The sequence below is a fragment of the Nostoc sp. FACHB-190 genome, from assembly GCF_014696905.1.
Classification (GTDB): Bacteria; Cyanobacteriota; Cyanobacteriia; order Cyanobacteriales; family Nostocaceae; genus Nostoc_B.
Map to the genome: position 1 here is coordinate 439,627 of NZ_JACJQW010000001.1, position 21,358 is coordinate 460,984.

Sequence of the window (21,358 nt, forward strand, 5' to 3'; positions counted from 1 at the left end):
AGATTCAGCGTCCTGATAGATAGCAAATCTGAGGCGCTATTGATTCATACTTCCCGAAACTACTGCGAAAGTAACAAACTCAATTGAAAAATTTTCGATAAATGCACATGTTCTAATTAAAGTCAATCAATTTTAGATTTGAGATTGACTACGCCACACCTCTCAAGTCGCCAGATTTGCCGACAAAGCTTCTTTACTGGGGGATAGAGGCTCAATCTAAAATTTAAAATCTCAAGTTCGGAGGGTCAAAAATGAATGAAACTGATTTAGCGTTTACTTCAGCAGTGGAGTTGGCGCAATTAATCCGCCATCAGGAGGTGTCGCCACTGGAGTTGGTGGAAATATATTTACAAAGAATTGAGCGATTGAATCCCCAATTGGGAAGTTATTTTACGGTAACGGCAGAACTCGCGATCGCTGATGCCCAAGCAAAAACCGAAATGCTGGCCACAGCCGCCGAACTGCCGCCTTTTTTTGGTGTGCCAATTTCGATTAAAGACCTCAACACCGTGGCTGGTGTGCCTTGTACCTACGGCAATCCGGCGTTATTAAACAATATTCCTAATTATGATGATGGGGTGGTAACGCGAATTAAACAAGCAGGTTTTATTATTCTTGGTAAAACTGCCACCTCCGAAATCGGTTCCTTTCCTTACACCGAACCCACAAGTTTTCCCCCGTCTAGAAATCCTTGGAATTTAGAATATACTTCCGGCGGTTCTAGTGGTGGTGCCGCCGCCGCCGTCGCCGCCGGATTATGTGCGATCGCGCAAGGTTCTGATGGTGGTGGTTCCATTCGTGGCCCGGCGGCTTGTTGTGGTTTGGTGGGGATTAAACCATCACGGGGTAGAGTCACCAAAGCCCCTGTCGGCGATCGCTTGGGGGGAATTGCTGTCAACGGCCCCATCGCCCGGACTGTGGCTGATGCAGCCGCGATGTTAGATGCTATTTCTGGTTACTTCATTGGTGATCCCTACTGGCTACCTGATCCTGAACCTTCTTTTCTGGCTGCTACCCAAGCCAAAGTTTCGGGCTTACGTATTGCCTTCTCAACAAAAATCCTACCTTTGGGAACGGCTGACGCGAACTGTCAGCAAGGTGTATTGCAAACAGTCCAGTTATTAGAACAATTGGGTAATACTGTGACCGAAAGCTGTCCAGATTTTAGCGGCTTAGTCGAACCATTCCAAATTGTTTGGCAAGCGGGAGTTGCCGCATCGGGACTACCTGTGGAGGCTTTGCAGCCTGTGAATCGTTGGTTATTGGCGCGTACTGGTTCTGTGGCTGAATATCTCCGGGCTTTATCCCAATTGCAAATCGTCTCCCGGCAAATTGTGGCATTTTTTGAGAATTTTGATGTGTTGGTGTTGCCAGTGTATTTACATTCACCCATGCGCGTCGGGGAATGGGCGGCGTTGAGTCCCGAAGAGACATTTCAGAATATTATGCGCTGGGTTGCCCCTTGTCCCCCTGCCAACGCCACTGGACAACCTGCGATCGCCTTACCTGTGGGTTTTGATAGTCATGGTCTACCTATCAGTGTGCAACTGGTGGGTAAACCTGCGGCGGAAGCAACTTTAATTAGTCTCGCCGCCCAAATTGAAGCCGCAAAACCTTGGATTCAGCATCGTCCAGCCTTGTAAAACGTTAAGTTATTTTACAATTACACGGCACGGAGTCTTAAAATCACTGTCCAAGGGCGTAAATAACTGATGCCAAAGCTAAAAATTGGCTGATTGCGAATGGGCGGAATCGTCTGAATGTGCTGAATCCAGAGAAATGAAGCGCGATCGCTACTAGGGAAATCATACCTGGGAAAATTGGCGAAATCAGGCAGCAAAGAAACATCAACAGGGGTTTTTCTCTCGCCCAATAATTTAATTGTTGCGCTCACAACAGGGGTTTTTACTAAGTATTTATTCCTACTTTCAGGGTGGTTTTGAGTGCAACACACCCCCAAAAAACCCAAAAAATCCTGAAATCCATATAAATTAACGGTTTCATATATCCACTTCTGGCTACTACACCTTAGAATGATTCATTGAAAAGTCGAGCAGAAGGGATGTGTAGCGATTTTGAGTAAAAGTACTCCCGAAACACGACTTTTGTAGTTCCGCAAACAGAGGTTTCAGTAAAGATGCTACACAGTACATCTAAAAGAAATCTCAACTAAACCTGAAGGAGTTTATATGAACAAAGGCGAATTGGTTGATGCAGTCGCAGAAAAAGCCAGCGTTACCAAAAAACAAGCAGATGCAGTTTTGACTGCTGCTTTAGAAACCATTATTGAAGCGGTTTCTTCTGGTGATAAGGTGACACTGGTAGGTTTTGGTTCCTTTGAATCACGGGAACGTAAAGCCCGTGAAGGTCGTAACCCCAAAACAAACGAAAAAATGGAAATTCCGGCAACTAAAGTGCCTGCTTTCTCTGCTGGTAAACTCTTTAGAGAAAGAGTTGCACCCCCAAAATCTTAGGTTTAGTTTGGGGAATTTTGATTTTGATGCAGCAACCAGCACACGGGGGAAATTTAGCCTGGGCAGCAGCACTGGCTGGCTGTCCCCGTGATGCTATTCTTGATTTTTCTGCGAGCATCAGTCCATTAGGGCCACCGGATAGTGCGATCGCTGCGATTCAATCTCAAATTGGTAGTCTGAGGCACTATCCCGAACCAGAATATAGTGAACTGAGACTTGCTCTCAGTCACTTCCATCAATTACCGCCAGAGTGGATTTTGCCGGGTAACGGTTCCGCCGAATTATTAACTTTGGTAGGTAGAGAATTAGCAGAACTATCTGCAACAATCTTGTTGACTCCAGCCTTTGGTGATTACTACCGCACCTTGACGGCTTACAACGCTAAAGTTCTGGAGTTCCCGATCAATTTGGGACAGGGAGACAAGGAGACAAGGAGACAAAATGAAGTTTTTCTTCCCCACACCCCTCAACCCCTGCCCCCTCGCTCACTCACCAAACAACATGGGTTATTGTTAAACAATCCCCACAACCCCACAGGCAAAATGTTTTCGCGGCAGGAGATTTTACCACTGTTAGAAGAGTTTGCCTTAGTGGTAGTGGATGAAGCGTTTATGGATTTTGTGCCACCAGAAACAGAACAAAGCCTGATTTCCGTGGTGCAGGAACATAAGAATTTAGTCGTGTTGCGATCGCTAACCAAATTTTACAGTCTGCCGGGGCTAAGACTGGGATATGCGATCGCCCACCCGGATCGTTTGTCACGGTGGCAGACGTGGCGCGATCCCTGGCCTGTCAACAATCTCGCTGCGGCCGCCGCCATTGCTGTCATCAGCGACCAAAATTTTCAACAGCAAACTTGGCAATGGCTACCACCTACCCGAAACCAACTGTTTCAAGGTTTAGCCGCCATCCAAGGACTGCAACCTCACACCAGTGCTGCCAACTTTTTACTAGTGACATCACAAACATCGAGTTTGCAGTTACAGCAACAATTACTCCAACATCATCAGATTTTAATTCGAGATTGCCTGAGTTTTAAAGAATTAGGCGATCGCTTCTTCCGTGTCGCTGTGCGTTCTGTGTCCGATAACCAACGTTTATTAACAGCCCTGCAAGCATTACTGAACAATTAGTAGGTAACGCCGTGTGCAACTTTCTTTCAAACCTAACCCCCAACCCCTTCCCTACAAGGGAAGGGGAGCAAGATTCAAAGCCTCTCTCCGCTTCGGGGAGAGGTTTGGAGAGGGGTTTCAAGAATAAGTCGCACATCGCTTTAAGTAATTCGTCACCTAACAATTGTAGAGACGAAATGATTAGCGTCTCTACAATTAACTAATGACAAATGACAAATGACCATTGACTAACAACTAATGACCATTGATTATGATGTCGTGATTATTGGCGGTAGCCTCGCCGGACGCTATGCGGCTTTAGCTGCAACCAAATGGCACGCTAAAGTTGCCCTAGTAGAACCACAAATAAATTACGGATTTATTTATCATCACACCCTCAGCGAAATTGCCAACCGCTTACAGTCTCTCAATCAAGCTGATGGTTTTGGTATTCGTACCAATCATGCGGACATCGCCGAAAAATGCCACATATCCCTCGCGTGGCAAGAGGCAATGCTATATGCTGACACAGTTGCCGCCAACATCCAAGAACTCAATTCTCCAGCCACATTAGCCGCACAAGGCGTTGATGTAATTTTTGGCAAAGGTGAATTTCAACCTTCGCCGCATTTGGCATTTGCTGTTTATCAAAATGATGAAAAATTAACTCAGTCTGCACCTCAACAAATTCTCCGCCTGTTAAGGGGACGCACCTATTTATTAGCCAGTGGTTCTCGTCCCAGAATTCCCAATATTGAAGGTTTACAAAACACTGGTTACATTACCTTAAATAATATTTGGCAATCTCTCAAAAAAAGAACATTGCCCCAAAATTGGGTAATTCTGGGTGGCGTACCTCAAAGTATTGAAATTGCCCAAACTTTAGCCCGGTTGGGTTGTACTGTGACATTAGTCATTAAACATCCTTATATTCTGCCAAATATTGACCCAGAAATTGCCCAACTGATACAGGCACAATTAGAAGTTGATGGTGTACATATTTTAACGCAAACAGTCGTCACCCAAGTCAGACAAATTGATGATAAAAAATGGGTACAAGCTGGAGATAAAGCAATTGAAACTGATGAAATTTTAGTAGCCACAGCACAACAACCAAATTTTGCATCTTTCAATTTAGCAGCCGTTGGCGTGAAATGGTATCAGCATCGTTTATTAGTCAACAATAAACTGCAAACCACCAACAACCGGATTTATGCTTGTGGTGATGTCATTGGTGGTTATGACTTTATCAACGTTGCTAATTATGAAGCCAGAATCGCCCTGAATAATGCCCTATTTTTCCCTAGATTAGAGGTGAATTATCAACACATACCTTGGGGAATATTTACCCAGCCAATGTTAGCGCAAGTTGGTTTAAATCAAACCCAAGCTATCAGGCAATTTCGCCCCGATAAATTTTTAGTTTTACGACAATATTTTAAATCTTTAGCAGCAGCCCAAATTAACAGCGAAATTACAGGTATTTGTCAATTAATTGTCCTACGTAATGGCGAAATTTTAGGTGCAACTATCTTAGGTCAAAATGCCGGAGAGTTAATGAATTTAATTACATTAGCTATCAACCAAAAAATTAAAGTCAAAAATTTAGCTGACTTAGCACCTATTTATCCCAATTTTTCCGAAATTCTCACCCAAACTGCCCAAGAATATCAGCAAAGATTAAATAACCATCCAGATGTGCAAGATAGATTGGAAGGCTTCTTCCATTTCCGCCGCAATTGGAATTTGTAATAAGAGGCAGGAGGCACTCAGGCAAAGCTGGAGAAGTCAAAATTAAAAAACTAAAAATCAGATTCCTATATTTCTTGTCGGTATTCCGCGAGTGGTGCAAACGCTGTTGGTTGGTGTGTTGGTGCGCCTGGGTGATTTGATGAGTGTCGAGCGATCGCTTGTGAAATACTGGAATAAATGAAGCGTTGATTCATGATGGGGGAATTACTTGCGATCGCTTTATAACATCAGCTAATTATGGTAATCTCTGTCTTTCTGCAATTCTTTCTTCGTTATTCATTTGCAATAAATGAACAGTAGTACGTCCTACATCCGTCAATCCCACAATAGTTAGTTCTGAAAAACTGAAATGTTCAGACCACTGTTGAGTACGAGGATTAAATAAAAAACTGAAAGCACCTGTTTGTGGATCAAAAGAGCCTAAATCAGTACCTTTGTGACGATTACAACGCCAGCAAGTAAGTGCTAAGTTGTCTGCATCTGTTTTACCACCATGCTTTTCAGCAATAATATGATCGATTTCATGGGGGAAGAACACTACTTTAGTCGGTAGCAAGCAATACTCACACTTGTGATTAGCTCGTTCTTCGACTAAACGACGCAGCGCAACTGGAATATAACTTAAACTCACGATTGACTGTCTAAATAAGCTAAATTACCCGTTTTAATCATGATCATCAAATGCTCAATCTTCTCGTACTCATCTAGTTCTTTTAATTCCACAGGTGTGAGTTCCCCAGCCTTAGAACGTGTTACCAAAGTACGTAATCGCTCTCGCATTTGTGGTGTCGGTTGAAATTGGGCAATTTGTTCGGGTGTGGGATTGCTGGCTAGAAAGTCCAGAATATATCGATAAATTTCTGCGGGGATTACTGGTTGTTGCAAACTTAAAGCCAGTAGCTCCGGTAAGCGATCGCCAACTTGTGCTAGCTGTTGAGATAATTCTTCTGATACTTCTAGGGTAATTTTTGGCATATAGCAGTTGGCTGATTAGTTTGGACTAGAATCTTTAAAATTAATGTTAGCAATCAAATTACTAACCCATGCTTGAGATGAAGTAGTTTCTTTTACAAAACGATTTGGTTTGGCTTTTTGGTAATCAAATTTGTACTCAGCCAAAAGTTCATCATTATAGTTTCCTGATTCTCCAACAGTTTTTTTACTCATAATTTGTCGAATTTGACATACTGTATCGTGGCTTGAACTTCAAATATTCGCAAACCAATCTGTATCAACTTCAACAGACTCAATCATTATTATCTTTACACCAAGCCCTAATTCTTTCAATCTTTGAACTAATTGTTCACCATCTATCAAATCAATTGGGGGTGCGCCATCTCGCGTAGCTTCTTTAATAGCATCTCTAGTAAATGTTCCAGTTGTAATAAATAATCCTTTATCAGTACGGCCTTGCATTGCTCCTCGAAAATCTCTAATTTGACTTGCTGTAACTGAGCCTTGATAACGCTTACACTGGAAGAGAACATGAAAGCTCAAAAAACCACTAAGACGGGCAATACCTACACCATCAATACCACCGTCACCAGATTTACCCGTAACTTGCACTTGTATAAATCCTGATTCACGTAATAATCGCTGTACTAAGCGTTCAAACGCATTAGGAGACAAAGACAACAATGTTTTATGAAGTTGTTCATGCCATGCAACTTCTTCTAAGGGTGTTGTAGGCACAAGTGATTCATCGGTGGATTCTGTTGGTGTCTGCTTGATTTTTTCGGCTTCACGAACAGCTTTTACAATTTCTTTAGCATCCAACTCATCTATATTTATAGACGTTGATACTAATGACCATATTCCCCGTGCTGAGTTTTCTATGAGTCCATATTTCTTTAAGTAAGTACGGCTCCAAGCTAGTCTATACTCAACTTCACTTTGTGAAGTACTGCCATGAGGTATTTCAAGAACTTTATCAGGCAAGTTCAAAATTTGAACAACTTGGTCGTATATCTCTTCAGTTGTACCAGAGCCACCTAGAATTTTTAGAGCTTTAATAGCAGGCAAAAGCATTATATCAAATGTAGGCATTGATGAGGAGGAACGCTTCATTTAGGAAGTACTGAGTTACTCTAAAATTTACTTTTGTGTAGTTATGCAAAAATCAACTAATTACTATGAAATATGAAATCAAATAAGTAAAAATATAGCGTTTCCTTATCATGTTAAGCACAAATTTATCTGCGTTCATCTGCGTTCATCCTCTTCAATCGGCGGTTAAATTTATATAGCTAATTCTCATACCACGTATACACATAAGGACACCACACTGTTTGGGATTAATTGTGATTCTTTGCAATAAATCTGGCAATTAATTAAGACTCCACAAACAATTATTTTCAGTGTGGTGTACATTCACTTAAACTGTCAAAGCTTGCCGCACTTCTATTGGTTCACCAGTCAAGCTAAAAGCACGAACTTCGGTGATTTTAACTTTCACTAATTGCCCTTTTAGCTCATTAATATCGCCTGTAAAAAATGTCAGACGATTACCACCTGTGCGTCCCATGACTTGAGTTTTATCTTTGGGGTTTTGGTCTTCGACTAATACTTCTTCGATGCGACCAAAATAACGCTGCGATCGCTCGGCTGCTTTAATTGCCACTAAATGATTTAATCTTTGTAGGCGATCGCTTTTTACTTCTTCACTCAGTTGATTTTCCCACAATGCCGCAGGTGTTCCGGGGCGCGGTGAATAGGCGGCTGTATTTAATTGGTCAAACCCAATATCTTCCACCAATTTCAAAGTATTCTCAAACTGTGCCTCTGTCTCACCAGGGAAACCAACAATTGCATCCGCACTAATTGACGCATCCGGCATATACTTGCGAATTGTATCAATGATGCGGCGATATTTTTCGTGAGTGTAACCCCGTGACATCGCTTTTAAGACATCGTTATCCCCAGACTGAAACGGAATATGGAAGTGTTCGCACACCTTGGGTAACTCTGCACAAGCTTTGATTAATCTTTCCGTAAAATAACGGGGGTGACTGGTAGCAAATCTTAACCGTTCTACTCCCGGCACATCATGGACGTAATAAAGTAAATCTGTGAAGGTGTGCAGATGTCGTCCTTCTGATGTTGAGCCGGGTAAATCTCGACCGTAAGCGTCAATATTTTGACCAAGCAAAGTTACTTCCTTGTAACCTTGTCTGCCTAATTCTTCCATTTCGGCGCGGATGGCTTCGGGGGTGCGGGACTGTTCTACACCACGCACGTTGGGAACTACGCAATAAGTACAGCGTTCATTACAACCGTAAATCACATTCACCCAGGCGGTAACTTTGCTGTCCCGGCGCGGCTGGGTGATATCTTCCATAATATGCACTGGTTCAGTGGCGACAACTTGATTACCGCCAAACACTGATTCCAGCAAATCTTTCAGGCGGTTGGCGTGTTGTGGCCCCATCACTAAATCTAATTCTGGGACGCGGCGTAGCAGTGCTTCGCCTTCTTGTTGAGCGACGCAACCAGCAACGACTAAGGTTAAATCTGGTTGTTCGTGCTTACGCTTGGCTTGTCTGCCGAGGTAAGAGTATACTTTCTGTTCAGCGTTGTCTCGAATGGTGCAGGTGTTGTAGAGAATTACATCTGCATTATTGGGATCTTCGGAAAACTCAAAGCCCATGTCTTCTAAAATGCCAGCCATGCGCTCTGAGTCGGCTTTATTCATTTGGCAACCGAAGGTAGTAATGTGATAGTGGCGTTTAGAAGTGGTCATGGGAATTGTGCTTAATTAGCGTGATTAAATATGCTTGGTTTGTATCTCACGCGATGTACAACTTATTCTTGAAACCCCTCTCCAAACCTCTCCCCTGCAAGGAGAGAGGCTTTGAATATTGCTCCCCTTCCCTTGTAGGGAAGGGGTTGGGGGTTAGGTTTGAGAGAAAGTTGCACACGGCGTTATCTCTATTCTATTAAAGTATAGAAAAGACTAACTGATGGAGGAGGCGATCGCTTTATATGGTTCAAGAAGCATCGGACATCAGCCACATTGTTATTGAAGACAACACCCCTGTGGATAACTTTCCCTGGGATCAGGAAAGTTTTATACACTTGTTGGTATCATCCCATAAGTTCCAAAAGATTTATTGTAGCTGCTAATGTGGGAGTTTTCTATAGTATCGGTTTACCGCCCTTAGTCCCAGATGTCTGCTAAATTGATGCTCTAGTAAAAAACTCTCGGAAATCCTCATCTTGTTGACTTAACTGCACCCAGTCAAGGTTTAAAGAGATAAATTTTTGTGACAAGCGATCGCAAGCTGGACGTTCTGTGGCGTAATGACCTGCATCAACTAAGATTAAACCGCGATCGCGGCTTTCTTGAAACTGATGAAATTTGCAGTCAGAAGTTAAATAAACCTGCGCCCCAGTTTTTACCACCGCCGAAATGAAACTCGCGCCGGAACCACCCAAAACAGCCACCCGTGAAATTTTTTGTTGTAAATCAGCCGTGGGGGAAAAAATTAAATCAGGGGGAGAAAGACGCTGTTGAATAATGGCGAGTAACTCTTGGAATGTGAGTGATTTTTCCAGTTCACCAACTCTTCCGTAACCGAACCCAGAGACAGCCGGTACTATAGGCGAGACTTGCTGAAGTTCTAAAATTTGAGCCAAGACATCGGCCGTTCCGTCTGGTACTTGGTCAAAATTCGTATGGGCAGTATATATCCCAATATTGTGAATGAAGGCTAATCGTACCATTTCGGATATTGCCTCACCACGCCGAAAAGATTTGGGAGGGGTGAAAATTAACGGATGATGGGCAAAAATCAGATTAGCACGATGGGCGATCGCTTCCTCCATCACTGCCAAAGTCGGAGTTAAACACACTAACACCCGCGCCGACTCTTGCAAAACCCCAGGCTCAACTTGCCAACCACAATTATCCCAACTTTCACACCAAGCCGGATTCGCCCATTCTTCAAACCAACTAATTAAATCAACAATTTTCATAACTTACTTTTAGTTTCCTCAGCACTCACACTTCGACTACTTCGGCTGCGCTCAGTACAAGTGCGCTCAGTGTACAGCACTCAGCACTTTTCCACTCATCGCCTTTGTGGTTGAATATTCAACTGTAATGCTAACTGCTGACGTATTTCCTGAAAAGGTTGATTCCAAACAGGCTGACTATGCCAATTCCAAGCTGTAACAGGGATAAAGCCTTCACTAGCAAGATAAGTTAACAATCGATATTCATCTTCTGGCGTGCGAGAAAACGGAAAAGGATTCCGAAAACCAGTAGCACACAACTGATAATATGTCGGTTGATCGTGATTAATCCGATGAATTAATTCTTGACCTTTAGTCAGCAAATAATCTAAAAAAAATAAACTAAAAGGTTCTATATGGGCGCGATTTTGCGGGTCTTTTTGTACCCATCTTGCCCAGTCAAAACCATACATAAAATCGTGAACATAACAAAAGCGAATTTCTTGATGAATACCAAATAACTTGCTAAGAGCAACCATTTTATCAGTAAACATCTTTAAAAAACCAATAGCCTCATCTGCCACTGCTAAAGCTTGCCGCAAAATACTACTTACCATAAAATCACAATCCCAAAAAATATTACCGGGAAAGTTTTCTAATTGAGCTTCTAAAATACATTCCAAGGTATTTTGCAAATTCGATATCAGTCTAATATCTGTAGTTTCTTCCTCAATTAAACTTTCTAATTCCGTAAAGCAAGTAATAAGCTGTTTTTGGGGATTGAGTGATAAAAGATTAACCGAATTTTGCCGCAGAAATTCATCAATAATTTGAAAGTCATAAGTAAAAGGTAAGTCTTGCTTCATACAGATTTAACTAGCCTCAGCAAGTGATATATTTAATTTTATGAGCTTCTGTATCAAAATACCTATAATCATTAATCAAATATAAACAAACGTTAACATTTGTATTAATACAAAAAAAGCCGCATTTTAGCGGACTATTTTAAGATGTTTTTTGAGAAAACACATATACTCTCTGCGGTTAAGAGTAGTTTATCAATCAAATAAGATGACTATATGTGCTGCGACTCTCAACCCAGTTTAAAAATAGGAATAAACACTCATCAGCAGTACTTTAATTAGCCAGAAATGTGTACTACTAACTCGCGTGTATGACTACGATGACGGTGTTCCCAAACATAAATTCCCTGCCAAGTCCCTAATACTAAATGACCACGATTAATAGGTATATGTTCCGAAGTGTGAGTCAATGCAGAACGGATATGTGCTGGCATATCATCAGGCCCTTCCGCATCGTGAATGTATCCCCCCGATTCTGGGACTAGCTTGGACATAAAGTTAGCTAAATCTACCAACACATCAGGATCAGCGTTTTCTTGGATGACTAAACTAGCGGAAGTGTGGCGTAAAAATAAAGTGCAGAGTCCAGTTTCCACGCCCGACTCAGCAACTATAGATTCGATTTTGGTGGTAATATTGTGAAAAGATTTACCAGTAGTAGAAACTCTCAGTAGCTTTTGGTAGTGAACCATTTGTAAATTCATTGACTATTCATTAATAATATAGACTTTCTTAGGCAATTAGCTGCTAAGTTCAGCCACAATTTAGCTATATTATTGAATGAATGCTCATGAGCAATAAGCATATTTTGTTAGTGAGTGCTTGGGGGCGATCGCTCACCCAAAATTTAGAGAGTTGAGTTTTATCGAGTAGGCAGTTCAAAATCAAGAATGTGAGTAAATTTTCAATGTCTATTATGATAAATTATCAATATTTCATTTATATAAATTTACAATATTTTTGGTGAAACTTACACAAGAATTATAGCCGCCTTGGTGCTTTCGGGCATTATCTAGAGACTGAACTTTTTGGAATTGACAGCAGCAGTTTTTCTACCTTAGCAAGTAAAGGAAATCATTCCAATGGCACATTTGTTTGAGGCCTTTAAGATTCGGGAAATCACCTTTCGTAACCGTATTGTCGTTTCACCCATGTGTCAATACTCTAGTACAGATGGGTTTGCAAATGATTGGCACTTAGTACATTTAGCCTCTCGCGCCGTTGGTGGTGCAGGTTTAGTATTCACAGAAGCAGCAGCAATCGAACCCCGTGGGCGAATTAGTCCACAAGACTTGGGTATATGGTCAGATGAACACATAGAAGGTTTAGCCAAAGTTGTCGAATTAATTCATAACTTTGGTTCCATAGCAGGAATTCAACTCGCCCATGCAGGGAGAAAAGCCAGCACAGCCAAACCCAGTCGCGGCGGTAAAGCCTTAGATGAATCCCAAGAAGGTTGGCGGCCTGTAGTTTCCAGTAGTGCGATCGCCTTTAGTAAAGATAGTCCAGTTCCCGAAGCCTTGAGTATTGAAGGGATTCAACAAATTATTCAAGCCTTTGTCACCGCAACTCAACGTTCCCTACAAGCCGGCTTCAAAGTCATCGAAATTCACGCAGCCCACGGCTACCTACTCCATCAATTTCTCTCACCCTTAGCAAATCAGCGTCAAGATGAATATGGCGGCAGTTTTGAAAATCGCACACGCTTATTATTAGAAGTAGTCACATCTGTGCGCCAAATCTTACCAGAAACCTATCCTTTATTGGTGCGAATCTCCGCCACCGATTGGATAGATAAAGGATGGAACATAGAACAAAGCGTTACCTTAAGCGATAAACTCAAATCTTTGGGCGTAGATTTAATAGACTGTTCCTCTGGGGGAATTATCCCTGGCATCAATATTCCCGTCAAACCTGGTTATCAAACTCAATTTGCTGAACGCATCCGCCAGGAAGCCAAAATCCCGACAGGCGCAGTCGGCTTGATTACCTCTCCCGAACAAGCCGACCAAATTATTCGCACCGAAGTAGCAGACTTAGTTTTATTGGGGCGCGAATTACTCCGCAATCCTTACTGGCCACATCTAGCAGCCAAAAAACTAGGATATGAGAAACTCTGGCCAGTACAATACGATCGCGCCTGGACATAATATTACAATTCCGGAACATGATCGCCTATTTCGAGACAATTTGATGAAAGCCATTAGCGTTCTTCAGCTTTGTGCGGAGCCGTTGAGTTGTTGCTGAAGTTGTTGCACTTCCTCCACCGATAAACCGGTGCTACGAACGATAGTTTCAATCGATACACCTTCTCGCAGAAGATTGAGTGCGATCGCTCGTGTCTTTTCGTCTTCAGCCTCTTTCCAGATTGAGCGATAAACGGTGGATTCCTGCATAATGTCTCTCCGTAGAATGCGATAAATTACCTCATTTTCTAATCTTAACCCAGCTAAAATTCCTGACGCTGCTATCAGATTCGCTTGCGCTTCGGAGTCTGCGATCTGATCGATCTGTTGTGCTGCTTGACGCAATGTTTCCTCTGCATCAGCACTTCGACTGAGAGCCGCAAAGGGGATCAGTCCTGGATATTGTAGAAACACAGATGCAGGTTGCTCCCAAATTCTCACGACTTCAAACTCGTGGCGCGTGTTTTCCATCTCAAAACAGGTCTGATATACCCGCTCTGAAGCAGTTTGTTTCAAGTAAATCACAACTTGTCGCATCGGTTTGGTCGGGTCTTTACGATACCCACGCACACGGTAGTCCAACATTCGGAATGGAACGTTATCCTTGGGCAATGTTTGGAACTCTAAGTGTAAAAAATAACCAGTAGATTGCAGCAGAATTAGAGCATCAGTGCGAATTGGGTCAAGAGAGAGTTCCGAGGGTTTGAGTTCTGTCATTTCCACAGGTTCTCCCAAGAGCCAACTGGCGAAGTCAGTGGAGAAGTGTTCAGCCAGGAATCGACAGGTATCGTCATACATAAAAATAGTAAGATTCTACGTCCTGGACGATCGGTTTAGTGCTGAGAGGATATAAATTTTGATAACTGACTGTTACGGTGCGATCGGCGCTTCGCTATCGCCCAACTGACAGTGGAATCGCAATTCCTTGTAGGTTGGGTGCAGGCGCACAAGAGATATTGGCAACAAAACGGTAAATCTAGATCGCGCCGTAACCCAACGCAATGATCAGAGAATATTTTAACAGGTCTAATAATCACAGTGTGAATTTTACTGTTGGAATTGAAATATTTTGGTAGTTGAAAATTTGGCAGTTTTCTTCACAGCAATTGTTGGGTTCCACTTCGTTCCACCCAACCTACAAGATCAGGCGATCGTACTGGGAGAATTGCCCCAGGAAGTGCGATCGCAAATCGATGTTTTATCCCTAACTCAACTGGAATCTTTAGGAGAAGCTTTGTTAGACTTTTCCAGTCTGCTTGATTTAAACAATTGGTTAGCCCAAAATTGACTTGAACGAGGAAAAAGTGTGCCTGCTGCTGATAATTGGAGAATATTCAATACTCAGCACTCATAACTCAGCACTCAGCACTTTAAAAAGGAGCTGACAATAACAACATGGATGTGTAAAGTAGTTGAGGACTATTTACTTTCCCAACTTTCAAGCATCCATCTATGGATAGAAAAACAAAACGTCTGCTGCTGCTTGTAGCTTCCTGTAGTATTGCTGGTGTCATTTTAGGTGGTACTAGCAGCTGGGCAGAGAGTCATTTTTGTTTACGCGCTAGTCAAGTTACGAGTGAATGCTTGACCCAAAACCCCGTTGAAAGAACTATACAAGGAATGAGTACAGGTCTAATCGCCGGGGCTGGGGCAGCTTTCGGTGTAGCATGGAATATCAAGCACGAAGACTAAAATTGATAGTTGCGATCGCGTACCCAAAGACTCACAGGTACAGCGTTACCCTGTGGGTCTACTTTGACTTTCACAACGATAGAACGTGATTGTCCATCTCTGGTTTGCCGTACAGCTTGGGTAACATCCCGATTTAGCTGTTGTCGTTCTTCATCCTGCACATTATAGTTTTCCACACCATACTGCACATAACCATCTTGATACACACCCTTGAGGGCTGCTTGATTACTAGGTAAGGATCTAGGTGGATTAGTTGTTACCCGCACTGGTCGCCAAGCCCTCGGTACACCCTGACTAAAGAAAGGCTGTTCCTGTAAAATGACATACAAGTTAGTTCCTTCTAGTAATTCTCCATCCCGGCCGCGATTTCGTCGCAGTAATTCTTGCCAACCAGATAGCCTTCTGAGTGTAGAAATCCGCGAGATATTGTAGTCTAGCTCTAAAGAATTACCTTGTAAGACATTTCGTGAATTCACAGGTACAGTTTGTAAAATTACCTCTCTACCTGTGAGAGTAGTGTACATCGATAAAAAAGGCACTGCGAAAATAATTGCAGCTTGAATAGCCAAAGGAAGCACCAACCTTCCTACAGGTAAAGGCTTATTGGCTTTTTGGTCTGTAGCTAACAAATAATCACGAAACGTCAGTTTCTCAGAAAATTCCGCTTCGGGCGACCATGATTTATTCTTAGTAGATTCCGACTTACTAGATTCTGACTTTTTAGTAGATTCCGAAGATTCATTTTTCATTGGCGTAGTCCTACTATTAGGGAGAGAGAATATTAGGAGTTACGCAGAGAAACAAGGGGTTGGTACAACAAGGCAAAAGGAAAAAGGCAAAAGCTAGGTGTAGGTTGGGTGGAGTAACGGAACCCAACATTCACGCATACTTTGTTGGGTTACGCTATCGCTACACCCAACCTACTTTCGCTGCGTCCATCTGCGGTTAATTTTTGTTCACGCAGAGAAAAAATTAGGAAGATTTGGCATTACCGGAAGACTTAGAGTTAGAACCTACACGGCGTTCAAACCACAGTCCAGCACTAATCAACGCTGAACCACACATGACAAACACCAGTGACTTGAGTAGTAGTTCCGTGTCATACTCCAGCACACGACTAATCACTAGCAGAGTTAACAACAGCATACCGCCCCAAAACGATCGCCTGTCGTTAAACTTCAAGCCTTCCCGAATTAGTCCCCAAGCCAAAACTGTGAACAACACATTAAAAGCAAAAACCCCCAAATCATCGATAGGGTTAATCGCTTGATGCCAGAAAGGTACAATAGCGGTGAAGCCTAAAAAAGTCACAATCAAAGGTAGATTGAAGACTGCTTCCCGACGAATGGGGTTGTTGCGCTGGCGGACTAAAAACAACCATTGCAGTACCGCCAAGCCACTGAGGATTCCCAAGTCAATGATTGGGCGATTCATGAATATATTCATGTTATTCGTTGACGAAGAGAAATTGTAGCCGGAAGTTTGCCACAGCCAACGAAACGACAGGATATAAAAAGCTAGACCAAAAGCAATTAACGCTAAATCACGGGCTAAAGATTGAAATAGTCTGTAATTAATTGTGGGGAATAGCAGGTCATCATAGCTCCAGAATAATGCCGGTGGTAGTGTAAACGCAAAAGAGGCGACCCAAGGCGCAGCATCCGACAGATTTGACAGTGGTAAGGGGTCGAGATTCAATTGTAAAGAACTGGCAAAAATAAAAGCAGCGATCGCAAAAATCCACCGCGAACGGCAAAAATAAGCTAAGGGGACAAACAACACCCACGACAGCAAAGGCATGTGTCTGATAACCAGTGTTGCCCAATTCCAATCATTTGCCGAATAACGCAAGTCTCCAATACCCGTCCAATACCCAATTTGGATGAGGACAATTCCCAAAATTCCCAGGGAATTTAACGACAGGCTGTAAGCCATCACCAAAACGCCAAAACCCCAGGCGAAGAATAGTTCAGGCGTTGAACCGTTAATATTGAACACATCAGCCATCAAGGCGATAGTTGCACCAAACACCATCGCTGCTAAAATCAGCAACCCTTCACCCAAGAGGCGTTGACTACGTTTTGGTTTTTTGCCTTCCGGGATACCAATAGCGGCTTGTCGCCAAGTGTAAAAACCAGTGATGGTAGTAGCCATAAACAAACTCATCATGATGATGAATTTGACATCCCGCGACCATCCCAGCCAGTTAGCCGCCACAAAAGTGATAATCCCCAATGTTAGTAGGATACTACCAGTCATGACCGCAGTCATCATCGAGCGATCGCGTGCCGCAGCTTCTAAATTATTAAATTGATAACGGTCTGCTAGTTGTTGGTATTGCGAAGCACTAATCAGTCCTTCATCTCGCCATAATTGCGATTCTCGGCGTAACTTCCTCTGAAAATTATCCAATATCATGACCATCTCCAAAGCAACGAGGTAGTTTCACGGTCAAACTCTAGATTTTGGATGTTCTATTCACCCCAAAAAGACAGCAGAGGGCAGATAGTATCAGGATTTACGCAGATTCTGTGATGTATTAGCATTCTTACCCGAAGCCCAGTCCTCTTCGGAAAGCCAGCCACTTTGCGTCTACGATAAATTAAGCTAAAGAGCGATTTTTGCCTAACTCCCGACCAACAAAGGTTAATGGGTCAGCATAGCGGTTATTGTATTTTCAGTATGCAGCCAAGGCATTGCATAGCATTGTTCTTGTGTAACAGTTTTACTAGGATTAAAAATACGTATAATCATTCACATAAATAATGGAAAAGCCTTCCAACTTATTACTCAAACTCGCACGGCGTTTATTTGAAAGTCTAGAAGAACAGGAAAAATTTATCGCAGCCTTAGTTAATCCCCACGCTTTTGCACCGTCTATTCTTTGGTGTCAGCCAAAACCAGAAACATCGCCCTTTGCAGTAGAAACACCTTTAACTTGGCAACCACAATTTATAGACAGGTTAGCTTTAGGAGAAAAACCCGGTCAACATCCCCTACATAATCAAGGATATTTCTATTGCTTAGATTTTTCTTCTGTATTTTCAGCTTCAATTTTGTTAGCAATTACGCAGCCAATCCCTACAGTTTTTGATATGTGTGCTGCTCCCGGCGGTAAAAGCGTGTTTGCGTGGAAAGCTTTGCAACCAAAATTATTGATTAGTAACGAAGTCATTGGTAAACGTTTAGGTATGTTAATTTCTAACTTAAAACGTTGCCAAATTCAACCCGCAATTGTAGTGAATCGAGATTCAAGTATTTTTGCTGAAAGTATCCCCGCATCTAGTAATTTAGTAGTTGTTGATGCACCTTGTACAGGACAATCATTACTAGCCAAAGGTGAAAAAGCCCCTGGATGTTTTCACCCCACAGCAATTAATAAAAGTGCCAATCGCCAAAAAAGAATTATTGCAAACTCTGCTCAAATAGTCGCGCCTCAAGGATATCTTGCTTATATGACCTGCACCTATTCTCCAGAAGAAAATGAGCAGGTTTGTGAATGGTTTTTATCCCGCTTTCCCCAGTTTCAACCAGTCAAGGTGAACCATTTACAAGTGTATCAATCGCACCTCACAAATATTCCTTGTTACCGCATCTTTCCACAGAGTAGATTAGGTGCTGGTGCATTTGCTGTGTTGTTTCAAAATACAGCCGATGGTGAAAGTCAAGAGTTAGATGTAAGTGCTTTATCTGCGGTGTGGATGAATAGTCAAAATAGATTAGAAAATAGCACGCTTGCATCGAGTTAAAATGTGAGGATAATAATTTAAACCAGACTTAGTGTTTATGAAAATTACCCTGAACTTAGATGAATCACTGCTCAATGAAGCCTTGCAATTGACTAACCTTACCACTCAAGAAGAACTGGTGAATTTTGCTTTGCAAGAACTCGTGCGATCGCGCAGTGAATCACACCGCAAAAAGAACCTACTAGACCTTGCTGGACAAATTCAGTTTGCTCCAGACTTCGACTACAAAGCCCTGCGAGAAACTCGTTATGCTGCTAATTGATACATCTGTTTGGATCAGCATATTCCGCTAAATTGTCCGATCATAAATGTTCTTTGCTGGAAAAAAAATCTGGGAGCAATTGTTGATCCCTTTCTTCTCGTACTTGATAAATAATTTGGTCAATATCTGGGTCAAAATGTTGACCATTATGCCTTTGTTGGATAGCTTGAGCATTAGCTAAAATTTTTGGGCGGAGATTTTGCCAATGAGATTGATAGGTTAATTTCTGGTTTAATAATTCTCGTTCTTCCGTAGATAAAGCTTTGATGGCATTAGCTAAAGATTCAACAAGCTGAATGTTCATAAATTTCTGTACTATATTACTAAGACTAGCTGTTGATTACCATTTTTTGCTGATTATTAACTAACATTATATGACAATACAGTTCAGTTAAGGCTAAAAACTCAGGCTGGTGTAGGTTGGGTGGAGGAACGTAACCCAACATTCTCAAGACCTAGATTGGGTGCTGTCCGCCCTCAAATGCGTTTAATATATCTTCTGGTAAAGGTGCGTCAAAATCATCAGGTACAGTAAACTCTCCTGTACACAAATCAAATGGTCGTCGCTGCTTGTTAGTATTTTGAATAGGCTTTAATTCAGCAATTTCTTTACCTGCTTGGATAATAATAAAACTTTCACCGGTCTCAACTTGATTGAGATATTTTAAGGAGTTTTGTTGGATTTCATCAACTGTGATTTTCTGCATCTAAGTATTTCGGCTTAGTTGTATAGGGATAGAGAATATCCTGACTCAATTGCAATGTGAGTATGGACTGCTGATTGTTGGTCGAAATATGAAAAAACAAACATTTAATTATGTTATTTCTGCTTTGTGCTGTCACTCTACCTATCAATCACTCTTTAGTCTGGTTTAATCCAGGCTTTAATAATTGCTTTAAAAATGTTGACATAAGAGTTATCCAAAAACTCTTCTATTGCAGTTTCACTACCTGCTTGTAAAGCACTAATAACACGACGCTTAAAGCTCTGAGTAGTTTCATCATTTACATAAGCAATTATTTCAGCTTCAGTTGCAGTAGGGTTATTTTTTTCTAGCTGTTTGAGAAGACTTTGAATTTCGGTAGCAGCTTCAGCAAGAGTTTGCCTTTGCTCAGATACATAAATGTGTTGATTCGCTTGCTGACGTGCATTATCTTCATTTTTATTAGCAAAATTACCAATATTTGCTCCTTTAAAGTCGTTATTATAAATTTCTGACATAATATGCTCCACATTAATAGGTCTTGTTACTTGTTGCTTAATAATCTCTAATAAGTTTGTACTTTGGTGGCGATAAAATATAATTTCCTCAGCTTTTGCTTGAAGTTCTTTGCGATATTGAGCTTCTAATAATTTGACATTAGTCTCATAAAATTCTTTAAAGCCAGTTTCAATAGTACCTTTAATTAAATCTGAGTTAACCTTTGATTCAATATTTACTTCTAGTCGAACAATGAAAGTATTATTTTTACGCTCAAGCCCTTGAATATCAATACTCTGCTCAGGGTATTGTTGGCGTAATTCATTAAATGACTGAAAGAATGCTTTCCAATCTATACCTTCAGTAAAAGTTAAATCTATAGTTTCTAATGCTTTTTCTGCAATTTTAACACGTTCTGTAAATTCATTAGGTGCAAAAATACTATTTATGTCTATAGGACGACGTTGATCAAACTTGCCTGTTTCATAATTAAACTGGTAATAAATATAATCACACTTTACATAATTTAAATTAGTAGAGCTATCAATGTTCCAATTTGCTATACATGCTCCTGTCAAATCAGCGTTACTAAAATCTGTACCAATTGCTTCTAGATAGCTCAAATTAGCATTCCTTAAATCTGCATAGCTTAAATCACCATATCTTAAGTCAACTCCTTCTAAATCTGTACCATATAAATTTACATCTTTCATATTAATATTAATTAAATTTATTTTTCCCGGAGAGTTGTTTAGCATTAATACTAATCCTGAAAACACAATATACACAATAATAAAAATAAGGAATATGCGAATTATCGTATATAAAATTAGATTTGCGATTGGAGAGAAAGCAATTATAAATAATTGATTATGCTCAAGAAAATATATAATATATTCTGTCAGCTTGGTTTGTTGTAAAAAAAGAGTAACTAACAAAGATATTAAAGCTCCAAGAAATCTCAAAGCCATTTTTTTATTTCTTGTAGATATTTCATGAACGAGATAAACTTTACTAAGATCCACACTTATATTTGGATTTGCTGCTCGCCATTGATTCCAAGCTATAACTCCTTCTGCAAGTTTATCAAGATGAATTTTATTGGCCATATTA

Annotated in this window: 25 protein-coding genes; 9 read left to right on the forward strand and 16 right to left on the reverse strand. The window is 41.3% G+C overall.

The window, feature by feature from the left end; all coding sequences use genetic code 11:
• Positions 1–251 precede the first annotated feature (251 nt).
• Positions 252–1,643, forward strand: coding sequence for an amidase (locus tag H6G28_RS02050; protein WP_190668610.1), 1,392 nt, complete (start codon positions 252–254; stop codon positions 1,641–1,643).
• Between the two features lie 20 nt (positions 1,644–1,663).
• On the opposite strand, the gene H6G28_RS02055 is transcribed toward H6G28_RS02050, so the two are convergent.
• A complete protein-coding gene (locus H6G28_RS02055) occupies positions 1,664–1,894 on the reverse strand; it encodes a hypothetical protein (RefSeq protein ID WP_190588069.1) in 231 nt (76 codons plus the stop codon).
• A 295-nt stretch (positions 1,895–2,189) separates the two neighbouring features.
• Here H6G28_RS02055 and hbs point away from each other — a divergent pair, with 295 nt between their 5' ends.
• The 3 genes from hbs (at position 2,190) to H6G28_RS02070 (ending at position 5,338) form a co-directional block, all read left to right on the forward strand.
• Positions 2,190–2,474: a non-specific DNA-binding protein Hbs gene (hbs, locus tag H6G28_RS02060; protein ID WP_015111786.1), complete on the forward strand. Its 285-nt coding sequence runs from the start codon at positions 2,190–2,192 to the stop codon at positions 2,472–2,474.
• Positions 2,475–2,500: 26 nt separating this feature from the next.
• The gene (cobD, locus tag H6G28_RS02065; RefSeq protein ID WP_190588068.1) at positions 2,501–3,607 is read left to right on the forward strand and encodes a threonine-phosphate decarboxylase CobD; all 1,107 of its coding nucleotides are present in this window, start codon (positions 2,501–2,503) and stop codon (positions 3,605–3,607) included.
• Between the two features lie 237 nt (positions 3,608–3,844).
• Positions 3,845–5,338 (forward strand): dihydrolipoyl dehydrogenase family protein, encoded by a 1,494-nt coding sequence (locus H6G28_RS02070; RefSeq protein ID WP_190668613.1) that lies wholly within the window; start codon positions 3,845–3,847, stop codon positions 5,336–5,338.
• A 65-nt stretch (positions 5,339–5,403) separates the two neighbouring features.
• Here H6G28_RS02070 and H6G28_RS37250 read toward each other — a convergent pair whose 3' ends face one another.
• The 9 genes from H6G28_RS37250 to H6G28_RS02110 all read right to left on the reverse strand — a co-directional run bounded on the left by H6G28_RS37250 (position 5,404) and on the right by H6G28_RS02110 (position 11,846).
• Positions 5,404–5,532, reverse strand: a complete 129-nt coding sequence (locus H6G28_RS37250) for a hypothetical protein (RefSeq protein ID WP_277883215.1) — start codon at positions 5,530–5,532, stop codon at positions 5,404–5,406.
• A gap of 41 nt (positions 5,533–5,573) precedes the next feature.
• On the reverse strand, positions 5,574–5,969 hold the full coding sequence (locus H6G28_RS02075; protein ID WP_190668616.1) for an HNH endonuclease: 396 nt from the start codon (positions 5,967–5,969) through the stop codon (positions 5,574–5,576).
• On the reverse strand, positions 5,966–6,313 hold the full coding sequence (locus tag H6G28_RS02080) for a hypothetical protein (protein ID WP_190668619.1): 348 nt from the start codon (positions 6,311–6,313) through the stop codon (positions 5,966–5,968). The genes H6G28_RS02075 and H6G28_RS02080 overlap by 4 nt, the downstream gene beginning before the upstream one ends.
• Before the next feature lie 15 nt (positions 6,314–6,328).
• Complete coding sequence (locus tag H6G28_RS02085) at positions 6,329–6,505, reverse strand: hypothetical protein (protein ID WP_190668622.1); 177 nt, start codon at positions 6,503–6,505, stop codon at positions 6,329–6,331.
• Positions 6,506–6,544: 39 nt separating this feature from the next.
• Positions 6,545–7,384, reverse strand: coding sequence for a restriction endonuclease (locus H6G28_RS02090; protein WP_199331340.1), 840 nt, complete (start codon positions 7,382–7,384; stop codon positions 6,545–6,547).
• A gap of 328 nt (positions 7,385–7,712) precedes the next feature.
• Positions 7,713–9,077 carry a tRNA (N6-isopentenyl adenosine(37)-C2)-methylthiotransferase MiaB gene (gene miaB / locus H6G28_RS02095; RefSeq protein ID WP_190668628.1) on the reverse strand — a complete coding sequence of 455 codons (1,365 nt, stop codon included), beginning with the start codon at positions 9,075–9,077 and terminating at the stop codon, positions 7,713–7,715.
• 434 nt (positions 9,078–9,511) lie between these two features.
• Entirely contained in the window at positions 9,512–10,312 is an 801-nt protein-coding gene (locus tag H6G28_RS02100) for a Nif3-like dinuclear metal center hexameric protein (protein ID WP_190588063.1), read from the reverse strand.
• 95 nt (positions 10,313–10,407) lie between these two features.
• Positions 10,408–11,157, reverse strand: a complete 750-nt coding sequence (locus H6G28_RS02105; protein WP_190668631.1) for a hypothetical protein — start codon at positions 11,155–11,157, stop codon at positions 10,408–10,410.
• A gap of 275 nt (positions 11,158–11,432) precedes the next feature.
• Positions 11,433–11,846 (reverse strand): secondary thiamine-phosphate synthase enzyme YjbQ, encoded by a 414-nt coding sequence (locus H6G28_RS02110; RefSeq protein ID WP_190668884.1) that lies wholly within the window; start codon positions 11,844–11,846, stop codon positions 11,433–11,435.
• 390 nt (positions 11,847–12,236) lie between these two features.
• On the opposite strand from H6G28_RS02110, the gene namA reads away from it, so the two are divergent.
• A complete protein-coding gene (gene namA, locus H6G28_RS02115; protein WP_190668635.1) occupies positions 12,237–13,304 on the forward strand; it encodes an NADPH dehydrogenase NamA in 1,068 nt (355 codons plus the stop codon).
• A 63-nt stretch (positions 13,305–13,367) separates the two neighbouring features.
• On the opposite strand, the gene H6G28_RS02120 is transcribed toward namA, so the two are convergent.
• On the reverse strand, positions 13,368–14,138 hold the full coding sequence (locus H6G28_RS02120) for an Rpn family recombination-promoting nuclease/putative transposase (RefSeq protein ID WP_190668638.1): 771 nt from the start codon (positions 14,136–14,138) through the stop codon (positions 13,368–13,370).
• A 271-nt stretch (positions 14,139–14,409) separates the two neighbouring features.
• Between H6G28_RS02120 and H6G28_RS37740 the strand changes: the two genes are divergently transcribed.
• Together H6G28_RS37740 and H6G28_RS02130 are read left to right on the forward strand one after the other, a co-directional pair.
• The gene (locus tag H6G28_RS37740) at positions 14,410–14,628 is read left to right on the forward strand and encodes a DUF4351 domain-containing protein (RefSeq protein ID WP_199332756.1); all 219 of its coding nucleotides are present in this window, start codon (positions 14,410–14,412) and stop codon (positions 14,626–14,628) included.
• A gap of 164 nt (positions 14,629–14,792) precedes the next feature.
• Positions 14,793–15,032, forward strand: coding sequence for a hypothetical protein (locus tag H6G28_RS02130; protein ID WP_190588059.1), 240 nt, complete (start codon positions 14,793–14,795; stop codon positions 15,030–15,032).
• Here the strand turns inward: H6G28_RS02130 and H6G28_RS02135 are convergent.
• Both H6G28_RS02135 and H6G28_RS02140 read right to left on the reverse strand, forming a co-directional pair.
• Positions 15,029–15,781 carry a GDYXXLXY domain-containing protein gene (locus H6G28_RS02135; RefSeq protein WP_190588058.1) on the reverse strand — a complete coding sequence of 251 codons (753 nt, stop codon included), beginning with the start codon at positions 15,779–15,781 and terminating at the stop codon, positions 15,029–15,031. The genes H6G28_RS02130 and H6G28_RS02135 overlap by 4 nt on opposite strands.
• Before the next feature lie 223 nt (positions 15,782–16,004).
• Complete coding sequence (locus H6G28_RS02140) at positions 16,005–17,450, reverse strand: DUF2157 domain-containing protein (RefSeq protein WP_190668641.1); 1,446 nt, start codon at positions 17,448–17,450, stop codon at positions 16,005–16,007.
• A gap of 347 nt (positions 17,451–17,797) precedes the next feature.
• Here H6G28_RS02140 and H6G28_RS02145 point away from each other — a divergent pair, with 347 nt between their 5' ends.
• Both H6G28_RS02145 and H6G28_RS02150 read left to right on the forward strand, forming a co-directional pair.
• Positions 17,798–18,781 carry an RsmB/NOP family class I SAM-dependent RNA methyltransferase gene (locus tag H6G28_RS02145; RefSeq protein WP_190668645.1) on the forward strand — a complete coding sequence of 328 codons (984 nt, stop codon included), beginning with the start codon at positions 17,798–17,800 and terminating at the stop codon, positions 18,779–18,781.
• Positions 18,782–18,818: 37 nt separating this feature from the next.
• Positions 18,819–19,043, forward strand: a complete 225-nt coding sequence (locus H6G28_RS02150; RefSeq protein ID WP_190668647.1) for a type II toxin-antitoxin system VapB family antitoxin — start codon at positions 18,819–18,821, stop codon at positions 19,041–19,043.
• Positions 19,044–19,083: 40 nt separating this feature from the next.
• Here the strand turns inward: H6G28_RS02150 and H6G28_RS02155 are convergent, their stop codons facing one another.
• The 3 genes from H6G28_RS02155 to H6G28_RS02165 all read right to left on the reverse strand — a co-directional run bounded on the left by H6G28_RS02155 (position 19,084) and on the right by H6G28_RS02165 (position 21,354).
• Complete coding sequence (locus H6G28_RS02155; protein WP_190668650.1) at positions 19,084–19,347, reverse strand: hypothetical protein; 264 nt, start codon at positions 19,345–19,347, stop codon at positions 19,084–19,086.
• A 151-nt stretch (positions 19,348–19,498) separates the two neighbouring features.
• Positions 19,499–19,750 carry a type II toxin-antitoxin system Phd/YefM family antitoxin gene (locus H6G28_RS02160; RefSeq protein ID WP_190668653.1) on the reverse strand — a complete coding sequence of 84 codons (252 nt, stop codon included), beginning with the start codon at positions 19,748–19,750 and terminating at the stop codon, positions 19,499–19,501.
• Between the two features lie 155 nt (positions 19,751–19,905).
• Positions 19,906–21,354, reverse strand: coding sequence for a pentapeptide repeat-containing protein (locus H6G28_RS02165; protein WP_190668657.1), 1,449 nt, complete (start codon positions 21,352–21,354; stop codon positions 19,906–19,908).
• Positions 21,355–21,358 lie beyond the last annotated feature (4 nt).